The 18,340-nt window shown below is 71.4% G+C and carries 18 protein-coding genes; 12 read left to right on the forward strand and 6 right to left on the reverse strand.

Annotation, left to right across the window (positions count from 1 at the left end; translation table 11 throughout):
- Positions 1–135 precede the first annotated feature (135 nt).
- The 3 genes from ACFQWG_RS13315 (at position 136) to ACFQWG_RS13325 (ending at position 1,207) form a co-directional block, all read left to right on the forward strand.
- Positions 136–363 (forward strand): DUF4244 domain-containing protein, encoded by a 228-nt coding sequence (locus ACFQWG_RS13315; protein ID WP_380976061.1) that lies wholly within the window; start codon positions 136–138, stop codon positions 361–363.
- A 62-nt stretch (positions 364–425) separates the two neighbouring features.
- Positions 426–743 (forward strand): pilus assembly protein TadE, encoded by a 318-nt coding sequence (locus ACFQWG_RS13320; RefSeq protein ID WP_380976063.1) that lies wholly within the window; start codon positions 426–428, stop codon positions 741–743.
- A gap of 80 nt (positions 744–823) precedes the next feature.
- On the forward strand, positions 824–1,207 hold the full coding sequence (locus ACFQWG_RS13325; protein ID WP_380976355.1) for an Rv3654c family TadE-like protein: 384 nt from the start codon (positions 824–826) through the stop codon (positions 1,205–1,207).
- 255 nt (positions 1,208–1,462) lie between these two features.
- Here the strand turns inward: ACFQWG_RS13325 and ACFQWG_RS13330 are convergent, their stop codons facing one another.
- The gene (locus ACFQWG_RS13330; protein WP_380976357.1) at positions 1,463–3,928 is read right to left on the reverse strand and encodes a DEAD/DEAH box helicase; all 2,466 of its coding nucleotides are present in this window, start codon (positions 3,926–3,928) and stop codon (positions 1,463–1,465) included.
- A 273-nt stretch (positions 3,929–4,201) separates the two neighbouring features.
- Here ACFQWG_RS13330 and ACFQWG_RS13335 point away from each other — a divergent pair, with 273 nt between their 5' ends.
- Together ACFQWG_RS13335 and ACFQWG_RS13340 are read left to right on the forward strand one after the other, a co-directional pair.
- Positions 4,202–5,266, forward strand: coding sequence for an FtsX-like permease family protein (locus ACFQWG_RS13335; protein ID WP_380976065.1), 1,065 nt, complete (start codon positions 4,202–4,204; stop codon positions 5,264–5,266).
- Positions 5,263–5,934 (forward strand): ABC transporter ATP-binding protein, encoded by a 672-nt coding sequence (locus ACFQWG_RS13340; RefSeq protein WP_380976066.1) that lies wholly within the window; start codon positions 5,263–5,265, stop codon positions 5,932–5,934. Before ACFQWG_RS13335 ends, ACFQWG_RS13340 begins: the two co-directional genes overlap by 4 nt.
- A 54-nt stretch (positions 5,935–5,988) precedes the next feature.
- Here the strand turns inward: ACFQWG_RS13340 and ACFQWG_RS13345 are convergent, their stop codons facing one another.
- A complete protein-coding gene (locus ACFQWG_RS13345) occupies positions 5,989–6,486 on the reverse strand; it encodes a YbjN domain-containing protein (protein ID WP_380976068.1) in 498 nt (165 codons plus the stop codon).
- Positions 6,483–6,989 (reverse strand): YbjN domain-containing protein, encoded by a 507-nt coding sequence (locus ACFQWG_RS13350; protein WP_380976070.1) that lies wholly within the window; start codon positions 6,987–6,989, stop codon positions 6,483–6,485. The genes ACFQWG_RS13345 and ACFQWG_RS13350 overlap by 4 nt, the downstream gene beginning before the upstream one ends.
- A 203-nt stretch (positions 6,990–7,192) precedes the next feature.
- Here ACFQWG_RS13350 and ACFQWG_RS13355 point away from each other — a divergent pair, with 203 nt between their 5' ends.
- The 6 genes from ACFQWG_RS13355 to ACFQWG_RS13380 all read left to right on the forward strand — a co-directional run bounded on the left by ACFQWG_RS13355 (position 7,193) and on the right by ACFQWG_RS13380 (position 14,541).
- Entirely contained in the window at positions 7,193–8,239 is a 1,047-nt protein-coding gene (locus ACFQWG_RS13355) for a phosphatase PAP2 family protein (RefSeq protein ID WP_380976072.1), read from the forward strand.
- Between the two features lie 745 nt (positions 8,240–8,984).
- Positions 8,985–9,557 carry a DoxX family protein gene (locus ACFQWG_RS13360; protein ID WP_380976074.1) on the forward strand — a complete coding sequence of 191 codons (573 nt, stop codon included), beginning with the start codon at positions 8,985–8,987 and terminating at the stop codon, positions 9,555–9,557.
- Positions 9,558–9,903: 346 nt separating this feature from the next.
- Positions 9,904–11,760: a ribonucleoside triphosphate reductase gene (locus tag ACFQWG_RS13365; protein WP_380976076.1), complete on the forward strand. Its 1,857-nt coding sequence runs from the start codon at positions 9,904–9,906 to the stop codon at positions 11,758–11,760.
- Between the two features lie 27 nt (positions 11,761–11,787).
- Positions 11,788–12,552 (forward strand): anaerobic ribonucleoside-triphosphate reductase activating protein, encoded by a 765-nt coding sequence (locus ACFQWG_RS13370; RefSeq protein ID WP_380976359.1) that lies wholly within the window; start codon positions 11,788–11,790, stop codon positions 12,550–12,552.
- Between the two features lie 128 nt (positions 12,553–12,680).
- A complete protein-coding gene (locus ACFQWG_RS13375) occupies positions 12,681–13,643 on the forward strand; it encodes a variant leucine-rich repeat-containing protein (RefSeq protein ID WP_380976078.1) in 963 nt (320 codons plus the stop codon).
- Between the two features lie 100 nt (positions 13,644–13,743).
- On the forward strand, positions 13,744–14,541 hold the full coding sequence (locus ACFQWG_RS13380) for a hypothetical protein (RefSeq protein ID WP_380976080.1): 798 nt from the start codon (positions 13,744–13,746) through the stop codon (positions 14,539–14,541).
- Positions 14,542–14,557: 16 nt separating this feature from the next.
- On the opposite strand, the gene ACFQWG_RS13385 is transcribed toward ACFQWG_RS13380, so the two are convergent.
- Together ACFQWG_RS13385 and ACFQWG_RS13390 are read right to left on the reverse strand one after the other, a co-directional pair.
- Entirely contained in the window at positions 14,558–15,292 is a 735-nt protein-coding gene (locus ACFQWG_RS13385) for a glutamine amidotransferase (protein ID WP_380976082.1), read from the reverse strand.
- 113 nt (positions 15,293–15,405) lie between these two features.
- The gene (locus ACFQWG_RS13390) at positions 15,406–15,771 is read right to left on the reverse strand and encodes a hypothetical protein (RefSeq protein ID WP_380976084.1); all 366 of its coding nucleotides are present in this window, start codon (positions 15,769–15,771) and stop codon (positions 15,406–15,408) included.
- Positions 15,772–16,051: 280 nt separating this feature from the next.
- On the opposite strand from ACFQWG_RS13390, the gene ACFQWG_RS13395 reads away from it, so the two are divergent.
- Complete coding sequence (locus tag ACFQWG_RS13395; RefSeq protein WP_380976086.1) at positions 16,052–17,461, forward strand: uracil-xanthine permease family protein; 1,410 nt, start codon at positions 16,052–16,054, stop codon at positions 17,459–17,461.
- Between the two features lie 26 nt (positions 17,462–17,487).
- On the opposite strand, the gene ACFQWG_RS13400 is transcribed toward ACFQWG_RS13395, so the two are convergent.
- A complete protein-coding gene (locus ACFQWG_RS13400) occupies positions 17,488–18,141 on the reverse strand; it encodes a LytR C-terminal domain-containing protein (protein WP_380976088.1) in 654 nt (217 codons plus the stop codon).
- Positions 18,142–18,340: the final 199 nt, after the last annotated feature.

An 18,340-nucleotide genomic window follows, 5' to 3' on the forward strand; every position in this document is an offset into this window, starting at 1 on the left:
TCCCGTCCACAGTCGGCGGCCGGGAGCGGCGGTGGTCCACAGACAGGCGGTGGGCGGGTGGCTGGCGACGGCCCGGGCCGACACGCTGGTCAGGTCGCCGGAAAGGCTGGCGGCACTGCTCGGGAGGAGAGCCGCATGAACATCAGGGACAGGATCGACCGGGCTGTCATCGGGGCGTGGTGCGCGATCGACGCGCGGACGGACGGCGCGACGGCCCATCCGGAGGAGGGATCGACCACGGTCGAGTACGCCATCGGCGCCATCGCCACAGCGGGGTTCGCGGGGCTGCTGGTGGTCGTCCTCAAGTCGGGAGCCGTCAAGGGGCTGCTCCAGGGCATCATCGAGAGGGCGCTGTCATTGTGACGCGCGCTTCCCAGAGGTGTCGGGGACCGCGCCCAGGCTGGGGCCCGGTCTCCGACGCCGGCATGGTGACCGTCGAACTCGCCATCGGTTTCCTCGCCGTCGTCGCGATGCTCGTGCTCGTCGTGTCCGTGGCCGCGGCCGGTCTGGCCCGCTCCTCGGTATGCCAGGCGGTGCGGGAGGCGGCCCGTGAGGCCTCCGTGGGCGGGGACGCGCACGCGGCCGCGGCCCGCGCCTCAGACAGCTCTGTGGACCTCGCCGTCAGCCGGGCCGGCCGGTGGGTGACGGTCCGAGGGCAGGCGCCCGTGGCGGGCCCCGGCGGGGGACTGGGGGCGACGGCTCGATGTGAGGCGACGACCCTCGTCGAGCAGGCGGTGCCATGACCGAGCGGGCGCGGCCCCGGAAGCCTCGTTCCCCCAGGCGGCCCCCTGTCGCCGCCCGGGAGCAGACCCGTGCGGGACCGATCCCCTCTCCCGCAGGAGGGGAGGCGCCCGGCGAGGAGGGCTCGGGGACGATGGCCGTCATCGGCGTGCTCGTGGTCGCCGCGGTCCTGGCAGGGGCGCTCGCGCTGGCCGGCGCCGTGCAGGCGCATGCGGTCCGGGCCTCGGCCGTGGCGGACCTGGCGGCGCTCGCGGCGGGGGACGTCAGCGCGACGGCCCAGTGGTCTCCCGTCGGCGACCGGCCCTGCGATCTGGCCGGTCAGGTGAGCGCGGTGAACGGGATGGATCTGGCCGAGTGCGAGGTCGTCGGCCCGGACACGCGGGTGGTGGTGAGCCGGGGCCTCGACCTGGGGGCGTTGACCGTCACGGTCTCCGCCCGAGCCCGGGCCGGGCCCGAGGACGGATGAGGGGCGGCGCCCCATCGCGAGGGACGATCGCCGGTTCCCGGGGCCTGCCCGCACGCACTCGGAGGGGCCGGTCGATCGACCGGCCCCTCCGAGCATCCCATCAACACAGTGCGAGTCTCCCCAGGAGCATCCTTTCCGGTTCCTCCGGCCATGTGACCCGGAACCTCTTGCCTCGATGTCTGAGACTGTAGGAGCCGACCCTTGGGATACCGTTGGACGAACCTCGGAGTTTCCTGGAGATTCCCGGGCGGGGGATCACGCCCGACGGCCGCCATCCTGGGGCTGGGCGTCCCGAGGTTCCGCCGCGCTCGCAGGGGCGGGCGGGCACCGGTCCGCCAGATACGTGAGCAGCCGGATCGCCCCCGTCTTCGACAGGGGCTCATTGCCGTTGCCGCATTTGGGAGATTGGATGCAGGCCGGGCATCCGTCCTCGCATGCGCAGGAGCTCACGACGTCGAGGGTCGCGCGGATCCACTCCCGCGCATGGTCGAAGCCGTACTCGGCGTAGCCCGCTCCGCCGCGATAGGCGTCGTGGACGAAGACCGTGGGGGCGTGCGCGTATTCGTGATCGGCGGAGGACAGGCCCCCCAGGTCCCACCGGTCGCAGGTGGCCAGCAGCGGCAGCAGCGCGATGGCCGCGTGCTCGGCCGCGTGGAGGGAGCCGGGCAGGTCTCCCTCGTCGATGCCCGCGGCACGCGCCGCGGAGGGGCCCAGCGAGTACCACGCCGCCTTCGTGGGCAGCGTATGCGTGGGCAGGCGGAGTTCCTGGTTGCGGATGAACTCCAGTCCGGGCAGGCGGAGCAGGTCGTAGTCCGTCACCCTCGTCGAGACGTCGACGGGTCCGACGTTCCATGTCACCGTCGCATCGGGGCTGCGCCACGTGCGCTCGGGCTCCGCGACGACATCCACCGTGACGTGCTGGCCGGGACGGGTGCGCAGGCGCGTGCGGACCTCCTCGACCACGGCGACGCGCTGCCTGGAGCCCTCCTGCACGGCCGACAGCTCGAGCACATGGTAGGTGCGGCCCTGGTGGATGTAGATGGCGTCCGGGAACACCTGGGCGTCGGCGGAGCCGTCGTCGACCGTGCCGATGACGGCGCCGGTGCGGGCCTCGACGATCTGGACGTCGCCCGCGGAGCCGCGCAGGTCCGTGAGGTCCGACGCGCGGTCCCCGCGGGTCGCGTCCCAGTACCATCCGCGAGGACGGCGCCGGAGGTACCCCTGGGACTCCAGCTCCTCCAGCATCCGCGTGTCCCTCAGGCCGAAGACCGGGAGGTCGTCGGCCGTCAGGGGCAGCTCCTCGGCGGCGGCGCACAGATGGGGAGCCAGGACGAAGGGGTTGGACGGGTCGATGACCGAGGACTCGACCTCCCCCATGATGGCCTCCGGGTGGTGGACGAGGTAGGCGTCGAGAGGGTTGTCCGAGGCGACGAGCACCGACACCCCTTGCCCACCGGCGCGTCCGGCGCGCCCCACCTGCTGCCACAGCGATGCCCGCGTGCCCGGCCACCCGGCTGTCACCGTCGCGTCGAGGCCGGAGACGTCGACGCCGAGCTCCAGCGCGCTCGTGGTGGCCAGCGCGCGCAGACCGCCGGCGCGCAGCTCATGCTCGAGGGTGCGCCGCTCCTCGGGCAGATAGCCGCCGCGGTAGGCCGCGACACGGCCGGCCAGGGCCGAGCCATGCGATGACAGGGCGTCCCTGACCTGCGCGGCGACCGTCTCCGCCCCGGCCCGGGAGCGGACGAAGGTGAGGACGCGCGCGCCCTGCTCCATCAGGGCCGCGGTGAGGTGGGCGGCCTCTGTCTGGGCGCTGACCCGGCGTTCGGGGGCCTCCAGGACGACGTCCTCGCCCGCGACGGCCGCCAGGAAGGACTCGATGGACACGTCCGACTCGTCGCGGATCACACCGCCCTGCCACAGGGCAAGGTGGTGCGCCCCGGCAGGGGCGCCGTCCTCGTCCTCCCCGACGGCGACCGCGCCCGGACGGCCGGTCATGGCCTCGGCGACGCGCGCCGGATCCCGCACGGTCGCCGAGAGCATGATGACGACCGGGTCGGCGCCCAAGTGATGGGCGATGCGCAGCAGCCTGCGCACGACCAGGGCGATGTGGGACCCGGTGACGCCGCGCCAGTAGTGGAGCTCGTCGATGACGACGTAGCGCAACGAGGCCAGGAAACGCGTCCAGCGCTCGTGGCCGGGCAGCATCACGTAATGGAGGTAGTCGGGGTTCGACAGCAGGATGTCGGCGTTGGCGCGCGCCCAGTCCTTGGCTTCCCGCGGCGTGTCCCCGTCGGCGGTGGAGGCGCGCACCTCCCGCCCGGCCGGCGTCCCGGGCCCGGCGCCCCGCGCGCCGGCCAGCAGGCGTTCCAGCGCGGCCAGCTGGTCGGCGGCCAGCGCCTTCGTGGGGGCCATGTACAACAGGGTCGGGCGGCGGTGGATCTGCGAGATGCGCGTCGTCACAGCCGTCTGAGCCAGATCGGAGAGGATCGGCGCCCACGCCGCCAGGGACTTCCCCGTTCCCGTCCCCGTGGCCACCACGGTGTCGGATCCCGCGCGGATGGCGTCGAGCGCGACTCGCTGGTGGCGCCACAGATGGTCGATGCCCTGAGCCGCGTAGAGCGCGACGACCCGGGGGTCCACCCATCCGGGCCAGGCGGCCGCCACCTCGGGGCGGGCGGGAACGACATGCATGTGCACCAGGCGGCCGTCGCGCGCGCCCATCCGTTCCAGCATCCCGACCATCGACGAGGGCGAGGCGGGCCCGCCGGGGACGGGAAGGTCCGCGGCTGCGGTCGAGAGGTCGGAGGGCACGCGCCCAGGGTAGCGGCGGGGTCCCGGCTGTCCAGCCCGGCGTCCCCGTGCGGCGTCCCGTGATCCGGTCCGGACGGCCCCCGTCGGACGGACCCGCGTCCCCGGGGCCTCACCGGCTGGTACCGTGGCAGATCCCTGCGGGACACCTGCCCGGGTGGCCCCGACCTGACCCGGAGGAGGCCCGTGTTCCTCGCCCTTCGCGAGATCCGGCACCAACCCACCAAGTTCGCCCTGATCATCGCGGTGATCGCCCTGGTCGGCTACCTGACCTTCTTCCTGGCGGCACTCGCCGGCGGCCTCGCCCATTCCTACCGCTCCGCCGTGGACGACTGGAGGGCGACGAGCATCGTGTTGACGGAGGCCTCCAACGACAACATCTCCGCGTCCCGCCTCTCCGAGGGCCAGCTCGCCGCCGTGCCCGCCTCCCCCGACACCTCGACGCTCTTGACGACGCCCGTCGTCCTGGAGGATGCGGCAGGCACCAAGCTCGACGCCTCCGGATTCGGCATTCCCGACGGGTCCTTCCTCGCCCCCGCCCTCGTCGAGGGCGAGGCGCCCACCGACCTCAGCCGTCAGGTGATCGCCGATGACTCGCTCAGGGACGAGGGCTGGGAGGTCGGGCAGACCTTCATCCTCACCGGTTCCGACCACGAGTGGGAAGTGACCGGATTCGCCCACGACCAGTCCTTCCAGGCCCTGCCCGTCGTCTTCTTCCAGGACCAGGCCCTCATCGACAACGGCCCTTCCAGCGTGTCCTCCACACCCAACGCCGTCGTCTCGCGCGCGGACCTCGTCGGCGACGCGGGGATCGCCGACGCGGGGCTGGAGGTGCTGGACTCCTCGGCCTTCGTCAACACCCTGCCCGGCTACAGCGCGCAGGTGCTGACGTTCTCCCTGATGATCGGTTCCCTGATCGTCATCGCCTCCTTCGTGCTCGGGATCTTCATCTACGTGCTCACCCTCCAGAAACGTCCGGTTCTCGGGATACTCAAGGCCCGCGGCGTGCCGACGGGCTACCTCATCGTCTCCGGCGCCGCGCAGACGGCCCTGCTCTCGGCCGTCGGGGTCGCCATCGGCCTGGTCCTGACGTCGATCAGCGCGCTGGTCCTGCCCCCGGCGGTGCCCTTCCGCGTCGACGCCCCGATGGATGCCGCCATCACCGCAGCCTTCGTCCTGTTCGCGGTGGTGGGCGGCCTGATCTCCGTCCGTGTCGTCTCGCGCATCGATCCGGTGGAGGCCATCTCATGACGGCGGTCCTCGCGTTGAGCGGCGTCTCCCGGGACTTCGTCCAGGGGGACGAGGTCGTCCACGCCCTCACATCGACCGACCTCACGGTGGACGCCGGCGAGTTCGTCGGGGTGATCGGCCCCTCGGGATCCGGCAAGTCCACCCTGCTCACCATCATGGGCGGCCTTCGCCGGCCCACGAGGGGGACGGTGACGATCGAGGGCGAGCCCTTCTCCGAGCTCCCCGAGAGGCAGCGTTCCCGGGTGCGCCTGCGCCGGATGGGGTTCATCCTCCAGGCCGCGAGCCTGGTCCCCTTCCTCGCCATCGCCGACCAGTTCGCCCTGCACGACCATGCGGCCCGCGCCGCCGCTCGCACCGCCGCGCGCGACGACCTGCTCGACGAACTCGGCATCCGCTCCCTGGCGGGAAAATACCCCAGTGACCTCTCCGGGGGCGAACGCCAGCGCGCCGCGATCGCCGTGGCGCTGTACCACGACCCCCAGGTGGTCCTGGCGGACGAGCCGACTGCGGCGCTCGACACGCACCGCGCCCTCGACGTCGCCCGGATCCTCGCCGAGCAGACTCACGGACGCGGGAAGGCGACCGTCATGGTGACCCACGACGAGCGGCTCCTCGGCGTGTGCGACCGGGTGCTGTCGATGGAGGACGGCACGCTCACACAGCGCTGAACCCCTGGCCCGAGCGGTCAGCGCCCGCTCGACGGCCGACCTGCGTCCTCAGGATCACCCGCGGTGCGGCGTCCCCGAGCCGGGCCTCCATCCCAGGGCCTGCCCGGCGGCCTGCTTCATGTACCCGATGGCGCTGACGCCGGTGGAGATGCCGGCCCGCAGATTGTCGGCAAGCTGGGAGTCCGTCACGCCCGGGCGGGTGTCCAGGACGAAGTCCGCGCACACCTGTGCGCTCCCGGTCTCTGAGGCCATCCAGTAGACGGTGGGGAAGTACTTCTCCCGGTTCCACCCGTCCGCGGCGGCGAACAGGGCCTGGGCGCAGGACGCCGGATCCAGGCCCGTGTCCCACACGGCGCGCACGGACAGGAACCGCCCCTGGGAGTCGAAGGTGAACAGGAAGGGGACGCCCTCGAAGACGGCTCCTGCGGCGCGGCCCTCCACCAGGGTGTCGACCGTGTCGCCCATCTGGCGGAAGACCCGCATCAGCCGGTCGAGGTCGACGGGATAGGGGGTGACGCCGTCCTCCGGGACGGCATAGGGGGCATGGGTCATCGCGCGCCCCCCGCCCGGCGGACCGGGGCCGCGGCGCCCTCCGCTGGATCAGCGATCGCGCGCGGCGCATCCTCCCAGGTGACGAGCTCGGGCAGTGCCTCCTCGATGTCATGGAAGAAGGACATGATCATGCCCATCGAAGTCTCGCAGAAGCAGGAGAGCTGGTCCTCGGTCAATCCGGAGATCGCGACGGCATTGCATTCGGCGACCAGCCCGTAGCGCAACCCGTCGTCCAGCGGGGCCAGGAAGGCCTTCGGGCCGGTGCGCGTGGCGTTGCACTGGGCGACCTGCTCGGCGAGGGCGCCGAACTGCCGGTCATCGCCGGCAACGCCCCGCCACTGTCCGCGCAACTGCAGGATCTGGGGATTCGACGTGTTCCAGAAGTAGACGGCGTTGGTCGTCGGGACGACCAGCTCGCAGTCCTGGTAGTCGTCGAAGGCGACGTCGCCGCGGTTGAGCAGCGACCGGATCCGCTCGACGTCGACCGGTGTCGGACCTGACACGGGTGCTCCCTCCTGCGACGTGGATGGGCCGAGGCGTCTCGCCGTCTCGACGGCCCCACACTAGCCGAGAGGTCCGGGCGCGGCGCGGGCTGTCGGTCCCGGGCGGTGGCCCGCCTCACCGCGGACGCCGGCCGGTCCCGCATTACAGTGTGCGTGCGTCCGCACATCGGCGGCGCATGGGGCGACCGGAGGCGGGGAGGCGCATGTCGGGCACATCCCATGGGGGCGGGGCCGCGCACGACCGCCGTCCCCACGACGATCCGGCCTCGGGGGAGGGCCGGCGGAAGGCCGCCGCGTCCTCGTCGTCGCGCGCGGGTGCGGGAGGGCCAGGCGCGGCGGGCGGGGGCGATTCGCACGCCCAGGGCCCCCGCGCCTACGCCCCCCGCCCGCCCGGGTACTCCGCGCGATTGGTCCGGCGGGTCGCGATGGTGCTGGCCTTCGTGGTGGCCACCGTCGTGGTCATGCGCGTCGCGCTGTCCACCACCTGGGGGCAGGCGATCGACACGATGCTCATGGAGTCGGCGATGACCTGGGACGGGGCGCTGGGTGCGCTCGAGTCGGTGGTCGAGGGGATCATCTCCGTGCCCGCGCTGGTCATCGTCTCCGCGATCGTGGCGGCCGTCGCCCTCCTCAGGCGGCGTCCGACTCTGGCCGGGCGGGCGGTCGCCATGGTGGCGGGGGCCAACGCGACGACGCAGTTGCTTCAGCATGTCCTGGATCGACCGGACCTGGGGGTGACGACGGCGGTGGCCAACTCCCTGCCCTCGGGGCACACGACGGTCGCGATGTCGGTGGCGCTCGCCCTCGTCATGGTCGCGCCCATGTGGTTCCGCGAGCCGGCGGCGTGGGCGGGATGGGGATGGGCCTCGGTGACGGGCGTGACGGTCATGGTCTCCGCGTGGCACCGGCCCTCCGACGTTGTGACGGCGCTGCTGGTGACGGGCGTGTGGGCGCTGGCCCTGACGCCTCTCGAGCAGCGCGATCGCCACGCGGCCGTGGCCCAGAGAGTCATGGGGATCGCGGCGCTGGTGCTGCTGGTCCTGGGGGTCGCCGGGACCCTGGCCGCGACCGCTGGGGTGGACCTGGTCGGCGCCGCCGCCCCGGGCGGCGGCGTGGGGAACTACGGCTTCGCGGACTTCCTGGCCCACGGGGGATGGCGCACGCGGCTGTTGTCCGTCTCCGCCGCCGCAGGAGTCGTGGGCGTGGCCGGCATCGTCATTCACGAGGTCGACCGCCTGAGCTGGTCCTGATCGGAGGGCTCGGGGACGGTCGGCTGAGATGTCTGACCGGATGGATGGTGGTTTCTCCGCAGGCCGTAGGCCCGATAGGAGTCTTGACTGACCGATTGGTCGGCGTTTCGGGCGCCCATGGGGCGGGCAATTCGAAGGCTGGAGCCGCAGATGCTGATTTTCCGACCTTTATGTGAGGTACATCACGTTGAGATGATGAAAGTTCACGCTCGCCGTGGGACTTTGGTCCATCGAGTCCGGGAGCGCGGTTGTGGCCTGCCGACGAAGACGGAGTCGCGGCCGTCGGCTCGGCGGGGCTGGACCGCCGAATGAGGAGGGGAGATGGCTGTTTTTCGTTGGGTTCTGGCCGATATGAGGCGGATACGGAGGCGGGTTCCGGGGGTGGATGGAATTCTCTGATCGGGTCACAAATGGTCGCTGTCCGCTGGTCCGTTGGCCTGTGACCGGCCGGTGATTGAGGCGCGGCTCCTCCTTTTTCGCAATGGCTGACCGATCGGTGATGGGCCGGGAGATCGTGCGTGAGTCCAATTATTCGCAGGTCAGAGACCACTAGAGATATGGAGATCGCCGCGTCCGACATGAGAAGTCCAATAACGGCCGAAACAATGTGACCAGACATCGACAGGTCGGTAGGATTTCAGTCAACGGAAGCCGGAGCGCACGGGACTCACTGGTCCCGGGGGCTCCGCGCCGCCCGACCCACAACCATGACGCGGTCTGACCGCTGTGACAGGAGATCCTCACCATGAGTGCAGCCACCACATCCTCGGTGGGCGCCGTCGCGCCCGCCGACTCGGAGGAATCGATCCTCACCTCCCCCGCCGCCCGCAAGGTGCTCGCGGTGCTCCGTCTGGCCGTGGGCTTCATCTTCCTGTGGGCCTTCCTGGACAAGGCCTTCGGTCTGGGGTACTCCACGGCCGCCGACAAAGCGTGGATCCGCGGCGGCACGCCGGCCCAGGGATTCCTCGGCCACCTGGACGAGGCCAAACCCTTCACCGGGCTCTTCGCCGGCATCGCCTCCCCCGTGGCGGACTGGTTGTTCATGCTCGGCATGCTCGGCGTCGGCCTGGCCGTGATGCTCGGCATCGGCACCCGCGTCGCCGCGGTGTCCGGCTCGATCATCATGCTCCTCATGTGGTTGGCGGAGTTCCCGCCCGTCAAGGGCGCCGAGGCCGGAACGAACCCTCTGGTCGACTACCACTGGGCCTACGCGCTGGTCCTCATCCTGGTGGCCCTGACCTACGCCGGCGACACCTGGGGCCTGGGCAAGTGGTGGAAGTCGCTCGACATCGTCCAGAAGAACCGCTGGCTGATCTGATCTCTCGCTGACCGGCTTCGGGGGCCGGTCCGACCGTCCACGCCGGACGGCCGGGCCGGCCCCTTCCGCATGCTCCGGGGCGCGTGCCGGCGCGGTCGTCCCCGCCCCGTCCGGAGCCCGTTTCCCCCAGAGGACTCCCCTGGGACCAAGGGCCCAGGTCTGTGGAGGGCTGTGAGCCGGACCCGTTGGGGCCGCGACGACACGCCGCGCGTCGATCCCATCGACAAAGAGAACTAGATACAGTGTCCGGGCAGCGAGGAAAACACAAGATGTAGTGCCTGGGCCGGTGGACTCGCGCAGTCCCAGCCTGCAGCCCACAGCCGGCCATGCGATGAAGGAGCCTCCGATGAACGCCCGCTATGACGTCGACGCTATCAGCACGATCGAGGAGTACCTCGACCGTTCCGACTGGCGTGTCAATGCCAACGCGAACCAGGGCTACTCGCTGGGGGGCCTCATCCTCAACACGTCGGGCAAGATGGTCGCGAACTACTGGCTCGAGCGCATCTACAGCCCCGAGGCCGCCACCGCCCACCGCGAGGGGGACCTGCACATCCACGACCTCGACATGTTCGCGGGGTACTGCGCGGGATGGTCCCTCAAGCGCCTCATCCAGGAGGGCTTCAACGGGGTGGCCGGAGCCATCTCCTCCGCCCCGCCGAAGCACTTCTCCTCCGCGTGCGGGCAGATCGTCAACTTCCTCGGCACCCTGCAGAACGAGTGGGCCGGCGCCCAGGCGTTCAGCTCCTTCGACACCTACATGGCGCCGTTCGTGCGCCTGGACCACATGGGCTATGAGGACATCGTCCAGTGCATGCAGGAGCTGATCTTCAACCTCAACGTGCCCAGCCGGTGGGGCTCGCAATGCCCGTTCACCAATCTCACCTTCGACTGGACCTGCCCGGACGACCTGGCCGACGAGCATCCGCTCATCGGGGACGAGATCATGGACTTCTCCTACGGTGACCTCCAGAAGGAGATGGACCTCATCAACCGGGCGTTCATCGAGGTGATGAGCGGCGGCGACGCGGACGGGCGCGTGTTCACCTTCCCGATCCCCACCTACAACATCACACCCGACTTCGACTGGGACGCCGACAACGCGAACCGGTTGTTCGAGATGACCGCGAAGTACGGCCTGCCCTACTTCCAGAACTTCATCAACTCCGACCTGGATCCCCACATGATCCGCTCCATGTGCTGCCGTCTCCAGCTCGACCTGCGCGAACTGCTCAAGCGAGGGAACGGGCTGTTCGGCTCCGCGGAGCTGACGGGCTCGGTGGGCGTCGTGACGATCAACATGGCGCGGCTGGGCTATGAGCACAAGGGCGACATGCCGGCCCTGCTGGCCCACCTGGACCGCCTCATCGACCTGGCCTCCGACACGCTGGAGAGGAAGCGGGCGGTCATCCAGCTCCACATGGACCGCGGCCTGTTCCCCTACACGAGGCGTTACCTCGGGACCCTCGACAACCATTTCTCCACCGTCGGCGTCAACGGCATGAACGAGATGGTCCGCAACTACACCGACGACCGCGCGGACATCTCCTCCTCCGAGGGGCGCCAGATGTGCGAGCGCCTCCTCGACCACGTCCGCGCCCGCATGGTGGAGCTGCAGGAGGCCACGGGCCACATGTACAACCTCGAGGCCACCCCGGCCGAGGGCACGACCTACCGTTTCGCCAAGGAGGACGGGAAGCGTTTCCCCGGCATCCTGCGCGCCGGCACCGCGGACGAGCCCTACTACACGAACTCCTCGCAGCTGCCGGTCGGCTACACCGACGACCCGTTCCAGGCGCTGGAGGAGCAGGAGGTCCTCCAGGGCAAGTACACGGGCGGCACCGTCCTCCACCTCTACATGGGCGAGCGGATGAGTTCCGGGGAGGCCTGCAAGCAGATGGTGCGCCGCTCGCTCACCGCCTTCAAGGTCCCCTACATCACGATCACGCCGACGTTCTCGATCTGCCCGGTCCACGGATACCTGGCGGGCGAGCACTTCGAGTGCGAGAAGTGCGCCGAGGCCCACCCCGACCGCGATCCCCAGCCCTGCGAGGTCTGGACGCGGGTGATGGGCTACTTCCGTCCGGTCCAGTCCTTCAACATCGGCAAGAAGGGCGAGTACCACGAGCGGGAGATGTTCTCCGAACAAGCCGCCGACCGGCATGGGGAGCTGGTCAGCGCGTTCCCTCCCGTCGGGGCGTGAACCGGCGTGGAGGGATCCTCCGGCCCCATTGACGAGGGCGGCCCCGCCCCCGCGCGCGGGCGGCGCGCCGGCGGAGGGCCCGCGGCCGAGGACCTCCAGATCGCCGGCCTCACACCGATGTCCAGCGTCGACTGGCCGGGCCGGCTGGTGGCCACCGTCTTCTGCCAGGGATGCCCCTGGCTGTGCCCCTACTGCCAGAACCACGCGATCATCGATCCGAGGATCCCCGGCGTCGTCGACTGGGGGCGGGTCGAGGACCTCATGGCGCGCCGCCACGGGCTGCTCGACGGCGTCGTCTTCTCCGGCGGCGAGGCCACTCGCCAGCCCGCCCTCGCCGCCGCCGCCCGCCGGGTCCGCGGGGCCGGGTACCTGGTGGGCCTCCACACGGCGGGCCCCTACCCCCGGCGCCTGCGCGAACTGGTGGAGGCGGGGCTCGTGGACTGGGTGGGTCTCGACGTCAAGGCGCTGCCCGGCGGGGACTACGAGCAGGTGGCCGGTCGCCCGGGCGCCGGGGAGAAGGCCTGGGCGTCCCTGCGCGTGATGGCGGAGCACCCGGAGGTCGACTGCGAGGTGCGGCTCACCGTCTACCCGGACGGGCCCGCGGACGGCCTCGCGGTGGCCGCGGCGGTCCGCGCGATGGGCATGCCGGTCTTCGCGCTGCAGCAGGCGCGCGGCCTCGGCGCCCCTCAGGGCTTCCGCGCGGGCGCGGTGGGGTGGGATGACCAGGTTCGCGCCCTGGCCCGCGACATCGGCGCCCTGGGATTCGAGTCCTTCGCCTTCCGCCCGGCGTGACGGTCCTGCCGCGGAGGCCTGCGCGTCGGGAGTGACGGGCGTCACCCGTCGCGCCTTTGATGTGGGGCCGGCGACGGACCCGCGTAGATTATGGGAGTCCCCGCGCTGTCCATCGAAAGGTGCCGAAGATGCCGGGTGCAGAGATCCCGCAGGGGCTGGCCGCAGCGGCCTCGAATCCTGCCACCGACCAGGAGACGCTGCGCCAGATCGCCTTCCACTACCCGCAGCTGCGCGCAGCGGTCGCCGCGAACCCCTCCGCCTACCAGGGACTGCTCGACTGGCTGCGCGCCCTGGGGGACGCCGCCGTCAACGAGGCCCTGGCCGATCGGGCGCGGTTCGAGTCCGCGCCCGATCGGACGATCGTCCTTGCCCCGCAGACGGGGCCGGCCACCGGCTCTGCGGGACCCGCTCCCGTCTTCTTGCCGGTCGCCGCGGCCGGGGAGACACCGGCCCAGGGCCTTCGCCAGGCGGACGGCGAGCCCCCGGCGAGGAAGAGCTCGACGGGGATGAAAGCGGCGCTCGCGCTCCTGCTGGTCGTCGCCCTGGCTCTGGCGGGGATCGTCATCGCGATCTTCTCGGGCGCCTTCGGCGGCGACGGCGCCGCCCAATCGCAGCCATCGACCTCGCCGCAGCCCTCGACGACCGCCCCGTCGACAGAGCCGCCCTCGTCCCCCACCCCCAGCGCATCGGCGGCGGAGTCGGAGAAGTACCCCGCACCGGACGGCGCGGTGCTGGCGCAGTCGTTCACGGCGCCCTCGGGCAATATCCTGTGCGACCTGGGCGAGGACGTCGTGACGTGCTCGATCCTCGAGCAGAGCTACGCGACCGCGGGGTTCGAGAGCTGCGGCACGACGACGACGATCACCGCGACGGGGGAGTCGGCGGGTCTGAGCTGCGGATCCGCCGTCAGTGGCGGCGGAAGCCCGCTGGCCTACGGGTCGTCCGCGACGAACGGGCACTCGGCGTGCGTGTCGACCCAGGACGGGGTCTCCTGCTGGAACACGGCGAGCGGGAGGAGCTTCGCGCTGGCGCGCGGCGGATGGCAGACGGGCACGGAGGGTCAGATCTCCCCCGACGACTTCCGGTGGTGAGCGCGGACATCGCGGCCTCCCGGCGCTAGGTTGGTCCCGAGGGCCCGACCGGAGGGCAGGAGAGGCCGGGCGCGGACCCGCCGGAGAGGGAGGACACGTGATGGACGGCTCGCATACTCTGCGCGTCCAGCCGATCATCTTCACGGGGCGCATCGCCCTGTGGAGGGACCTGCTGGAGACCATCGGGCTGCGGCGCGAGTCCGGTGACGACGTCTTCACCGTCTACCGGGGGGAGGCCGGCTCGGTCGCCCTGCACGCGGCCCACGAGTCCCCGGGCCTGCCCGAGGGCACGGTGAAACTCGCGTGGACGGTGCCCGGCCTCGAGGCCTTCCGCCGCGATGCGGACGCCGCGGGCCTCGCCACCCGGCTGGCGCGTCAGGCGTTCGGGGACGAGTTGCGCGTCGAGGTCCCCGACCTGGGATGGGTGACGGTCACGGAGGACGCGGGCGGGGAGGCCGCGGACGACGGGAACCCCGGGGCGCCGTCCCTGCGCGTCCTCGCCCGTGTCAACGCGATCGAGGTGGACGCGGTCCGCCAGGGTCTGGAGGCCTTGGGGTGGGAGCCGAGGTTCTGGGCTGTCGACGGGACGTATGCCGAGCTCGCCTCCGACGGGCTGATGGCGGTCTCGCGCCGCGAGGCGCCGCTGCCGACCGTCGGACGCGACGCGACCGCGATCCTGGCGCTGGAGACGGACACGCCGCGCACCGAATGCGACCGGCTGGCGGACGAGGGCCTGGACGTCTCCCTGACCGAGCAGTCATGGGGATGGTCCGTGAGCGTCCCGACGCCCTCGGACTGGGTCCTGCGGCTGGTCCAGCCGCCGCTGGACGATCCGGCCTATGAGTATGCGGATCCTCAGGAGCAGGCCGCCGCCGACGAGGTCGCCTCGGACCGCTGACCCCGTCGACCCGGGCTCAGTGGGCGAACATGTCCACGAAATGCCGCACGACCACGCCTGCCTGGTGCCCGCCGGGGCCGTCGCGGCCGAGGAGGACCAGGGAGTCCATGTCGTCGGTGCCGGAGTACCCGGCGTCGGCGTAGGTGGACAGGCGGCTGCGGATGGCGTCCGAGTCCAGCTCGGGATTGAACTGCGTCGCGTAGAAGGTCGGTCCCAGCCGCATCATCTGGACGGGGCAGGTCATCGACCTGGCCAGGACCACGGCTCCCTCGGGCGGGGCTTCGACGGCCTCGTGGTGACCGACGTAGGTGTGGAAGCTCGGCGGGAAGTCGGCGAGGAGCGGATCCTCCCTCCCCTCGGGGGTGAGCTCGATCTCCACGATGGAGGGCAGCTCCGCCCACTTCGTCGTCACGACGCCCCCGCGCAGCACGGTGGCGACCTCCGTGCCGTACCCGGTGGTCAGGCACGGTGCGCCGGCCGCGACGATCTCCGCGAGCAGGCGGGTGAGCTCCTGCTCGGTGCGCTTCTGGGTGGGCGACTTGCGGTCCTCCGGGGTGGTCGTCCCGTAGGGGGAGCCGGCGACGATGATGCCCGAGTAGGCCTGGACGTCGATCTCCGGCAGTCCGAGCATGTCGGAGCGCACCTGTTCGAGGGCGTCGGGGCTTCGGCCCGACGCGCGCTGGAAGGACCGGTACTCGGCCTCGATGGCCTCGTCCTCCGGGCGCGTGGAGACAAGAAGAAATGGACGCATGCGTCAACTCTAGGCATCGGAGGCCGCGGGCACCGGTCGAGCAGCGGGGATGGACGTCCGCACACGGCGTGCGGTGCACCCGGCCCCCGGTCCGAGACCGGAGAAGAGATCGGTCACGCCGTCCAGATGAGCAGGGCCAGCAGCCCCCACAGCGCGATCCCCGAGACGGAGATCGCGACGGCGCCCCGCGCGGCCCGCAGCCCCGCCCCGCCCCTGCCGCCCGCGCGGATCCAGGCGATGCCGCCGAGCGCGGCGCTGACCGCCAGCAGGGGCGGCAGCGGCACCAGGAAGGCGACGGACAGCCACAGCGCGACCTGCGCCACTCCGTTCCGCGACGGCGCGGGCGAGGTATAGCCGGAGGCTCGGAAGACCCGGGCCGGGTCGACCTCGTCCGTGCCGGGGAAGGGGAGGGGCGCGAGGGACGGGGGCGTCCCCACAGTCGTACCGGCGGCTCGGGGACCCATGCCAGCAGTGCCCATCCCTGGTCCTCCTCCATCGTCCGCGCGTCGGGGCCCGGGCGGCCGGTCGGCGCGTCTCCCCGCCGGGTCGCCCCCAGCATGCCACAGCGCCTCCGGCCCCGTCGCCGGCCGGCCTCCCGGGGCAGGGCGGTCCTCGTCGTCCGGCAGCGGAGATTGACGAGACGATGACCACAACATGACCACGACGTGGCACGCCTGTGGGGAGGGGAGGATCCGAGCGGTAGTCTGGTGTCCCGACCGGTTCATCGGCCCAGCCCATCGACTGATCGGAGACGCCCGCATGAGCGAGCCCAGTCACGCCCTCTTCCGCTGGAAGCTTCACGGCGACGGCACCCACATCGCACCCGGAGAGGTCGTCGCCCCGGACGAGCGCCTCTCCTGGCCGCGCACCATCGGCATCGGAGCCCAGCACGTCGTCGCGATGTTCGGCGCGACCTTCCTGGTGCCCCTCATCACCGGGTTCCCGCCCAACACGACCCTGTTCTTCACGGCTGTGGGGACCCTGCTCTTCTTCCTCATCACGGCCGGCAAGCTCCCCTCCTACCTGGGGTCCTCCTTCGCGCTCATCGCGCCGATCACGGCCGTGTCCGCCAGCCTGGGGCAGTCCTACGCGCTGGGCGGCATCATCGCGACGGGGGCCACGCTGGCCATCGTGGGCGGCATCGTCATGGTCGCGGGCGCGCGCTGGATCGATGTGGTCATGCCCCCGGTCGTCACGGGCGCGATCGTGGCGCTCATCGGCCTCAACCTAGCTCCCGCCGCGTGGAACTGGGTGAAGGGCGGACCGGTGACCGCGCTGGTCACCATCGTCTCGATCTGCGTGATCACCGTCCTGTTCAAGGGCATCATCGGGCGCCTGTCCATCCTCTTCGGCGTCCTCATCGGCTACCTCGCGGCCGTCATCCAGGGACAGGTCGACTTCTCCGCCATCGAGCAGGCGGCGTGGATCGGTCTGCCCGAGTTCCACTCGCCGTCCTTCGATCCCTCGACGCTGGGCCTGTTCGTCCCCGTCGTCTTCGTCCTCATCGCGGAGAACGTCGGCCACGTCAAGTCCGTGGCGGCCATGACCGGCAGGAACCTCGACGGCATGATCGGGCGGGCCCTGTTCTCCGACGGCCTGTCGACGATGGTCGCGGGCGCCGGAGGCGGATCGGGAACGACCACCTACGCGGAGAACATCGGGGTCATGGCCGCCACGCGCGTCTACTCGACGGCCTCCTACGTCGTGGCGGCCCTCACCGCCCTGATCCTCTCCCTCATGCCGAAGTTCGGTGCGGTGATCGCGACGATCCCCGACGGCGTCCTGGGTGGGGCCGCCACCGTGCTGTACGGCATGATCGGCATGCTCGGCGTGCGCATCTGGGTGCAGAACCGCGTGGACTTCTCCGATCCCGTCAACCTCAACACGGCGGCCGTCTCCCTCATCGTCGCGATCGCGAACTTCACGTGGAACCCGCTGGGCATGTCCTTCGAGGGCATCGCGCTGGGCACGGGATCCGCGCTGCTCGTCTACCACGGCATGCGATGGATCTCGAAGCTGCGCGGCACGAACCTCGAGGCGGCCTCCCCGGCGTCGGCTCCGGCAGGCGCGGATCTGGAGTCGGCGGCCTATGCGACGCGCCGCGGATCGGCCCCGCAGGAGACGGCGGGTGCCGAGCCGGACGGCGCCGCGCCGACCGGCCGCAGCTGAGCGCAGCGCCCAGGGAGGGGCCCGGTCTACTCGCCGGACTGCGTGGCGCCCGACTGACCGGACTGGTCGGCCGTGAGCTTCGCGAGCATGCCGGGGTCGACGGGCAGGCACGTCCCGCCGCCGGACATCGCGGTGTCCGACGCAGCGGACTGGGCCTCCTCCGTGGAGAGCGCGCCCTCGTAGAACGTGCCCAGGACGACCGTGACCGTCGTGTCCGTCGAGCTGGTCAGCGTCACACGCGAGTCGGGGAAGAAGCGGGCGACCGCGTAGGCGGCGTCGACGGCGCGCGGCCCCGCGTCGATCTCAACGGCGCTGATCACGGCCGCGTCCGCGTTGCCGGGATCCAGCGTCGTGAAACCCGCGCCCTGGAGCATGGACGTGGCCGCGCCCGCGACGCCCTGCCGGGAGGAGGCGTTGAGGACCTGGACGGTGACCGTCGAGGGATCCGGGATCGAGGAACCGGACGAGGGGCACGGGGTGTCGCCGACCTCCGCGTAGTCCACCCCAGCGGAGAACTCATCGCCGAACGGCAGCTTGACGATGCCCATGAGGACCAGCAGGCTGACGATGACCAGCAGCGACATCACCATGGCGGTGATGGAGAACGTCAGGCTCTGCGTGCGCTGGCGGTGCTCGAGGTAGCGCTGGCGGGGCGTCTGCCGGGGTGGTTGGTCAGTCACGTCATCCAACCTACTCGACGCAGCGGGGGCTCGGCGTCAGCTCGCCGGTGCGATCGCTCCCACATCGGCCCCGATCGGGAGGCGGATCGGCGCGTGCCGTGCGGGCAGCCCGACGGGTCGATACCGTGGACAGGTCCGATGTCGCGCGCGGCGGGCCCCGCCGGCCCGCCGCCCGATGCGCGGACGCCCATGAACAACC

The organism is Schaalia naturae, from assembly GCF_042665795.1.
GTDB classification, from domain to species: Bacteria; Actinomycetota; Actinomycetes; order Actinomycetales; family Actinomycetaceae; genus Pauljensenia; species Pauljensenia naturae.

Excerpts from the sequence above, each read along its gene's own strand:
- ACFQWG_RS13315 (WP_380976061.1), top strand. The coding sequence starts at position 136 with ATGAACATCAGGGACAGGATCGACCGGGCTGTCATCGGGGCGTGGTGC.
- ACFQWG_RS13385 (WP_380976082.1), bottom strand. The coding sequence starts at position 15,292 with ATGCGTCCATTTCTTCTTGTCTCCACGCGCCCGGAGGACGAGGCCATC.
- ACFQWG_RS13340 (WP_380976066.1), top strand. The coding sequence starts at position 5,263 with ATGACGGCGGTCCTCGCGTTGAGCGGCGTCTCCCGGGACTTCGTCCAG.
- ACFQWG_RS13355 (WP_380976072.1), top strand. The coding sequence starts at position 7,193 with ATGTCGGGCACATCCCATGGGGGCGGGGCCGCGCACGACCGCCGTCCC.
- ACFQWG_RS13395 (WP_380976086.1), top strand. The coding sequence starts at position 16,052 with ATGAGCGAGCCCAGTCACGCCCTCTTCCGCTGGAAGCTTCACGGCGAC.
- ACFQWG_RS13345 (WP_380976068.1), bottom strand. The coding sequence starts at position 6,486 with ATGACCCATGCCCCCTATGCCGTCCCGGAGGACGGCGTCACCCCCTAT.
- ACFQWG_RS13360 (WP_380976074.1), top strand. The coding sequence starts at position 8,985 with ATGAGTGCAGCCACCACATCCTCGGTGGGCGCCGTCGCGCCCGCCGAC.
- ACFQWG_RS13365 (WP_380976076.1), top strand. The coding sequence starts at position 9,904 with ATGAACGCCCGCTATGACGTCGACGCTATCAGCACGATCGAGGAGTAC.
- ACFQWG_RS13330 (WP_380976357.1), bottom strand. The coding sequence starts at position 3,928 with ATGGGCGCGCGCGACGGCCGCCTGGTGCACATGCATGTCGTTCCCGCC.
- ACFQWG_RS13380 (WP_380976080.1), top strand. The coding sequence starts at position 13,744 with ATGGACGGCTCGCATACTCTGCGCGTCCAGCCGATCATCTTCACGGGG.
- ACFQWG_RS13375 (WP_380976078.1), top strand. The coding sequence starts at position 12,681 with ATGCCGGGTGCAGAGATCCCGCAGGGGCTGGCCGCAGCGGCCTCGAAT.
- ACFQWG_RS13390 (WP_380976084.1), bottom strand. The coding sequence starts at position 15,771 with ATGGGCACTGCTGGCATGGGTCCCCGAGCCGCCGGTACGACTGTGGGG.
- ACFQWG_RS13320 (WP_380976063.1), top strand. The coding sequence starts at position 426 with ATGGTGACCGTCGAACTCGCCATCGGTTTCCTCGCCGTCGTCGCGATG.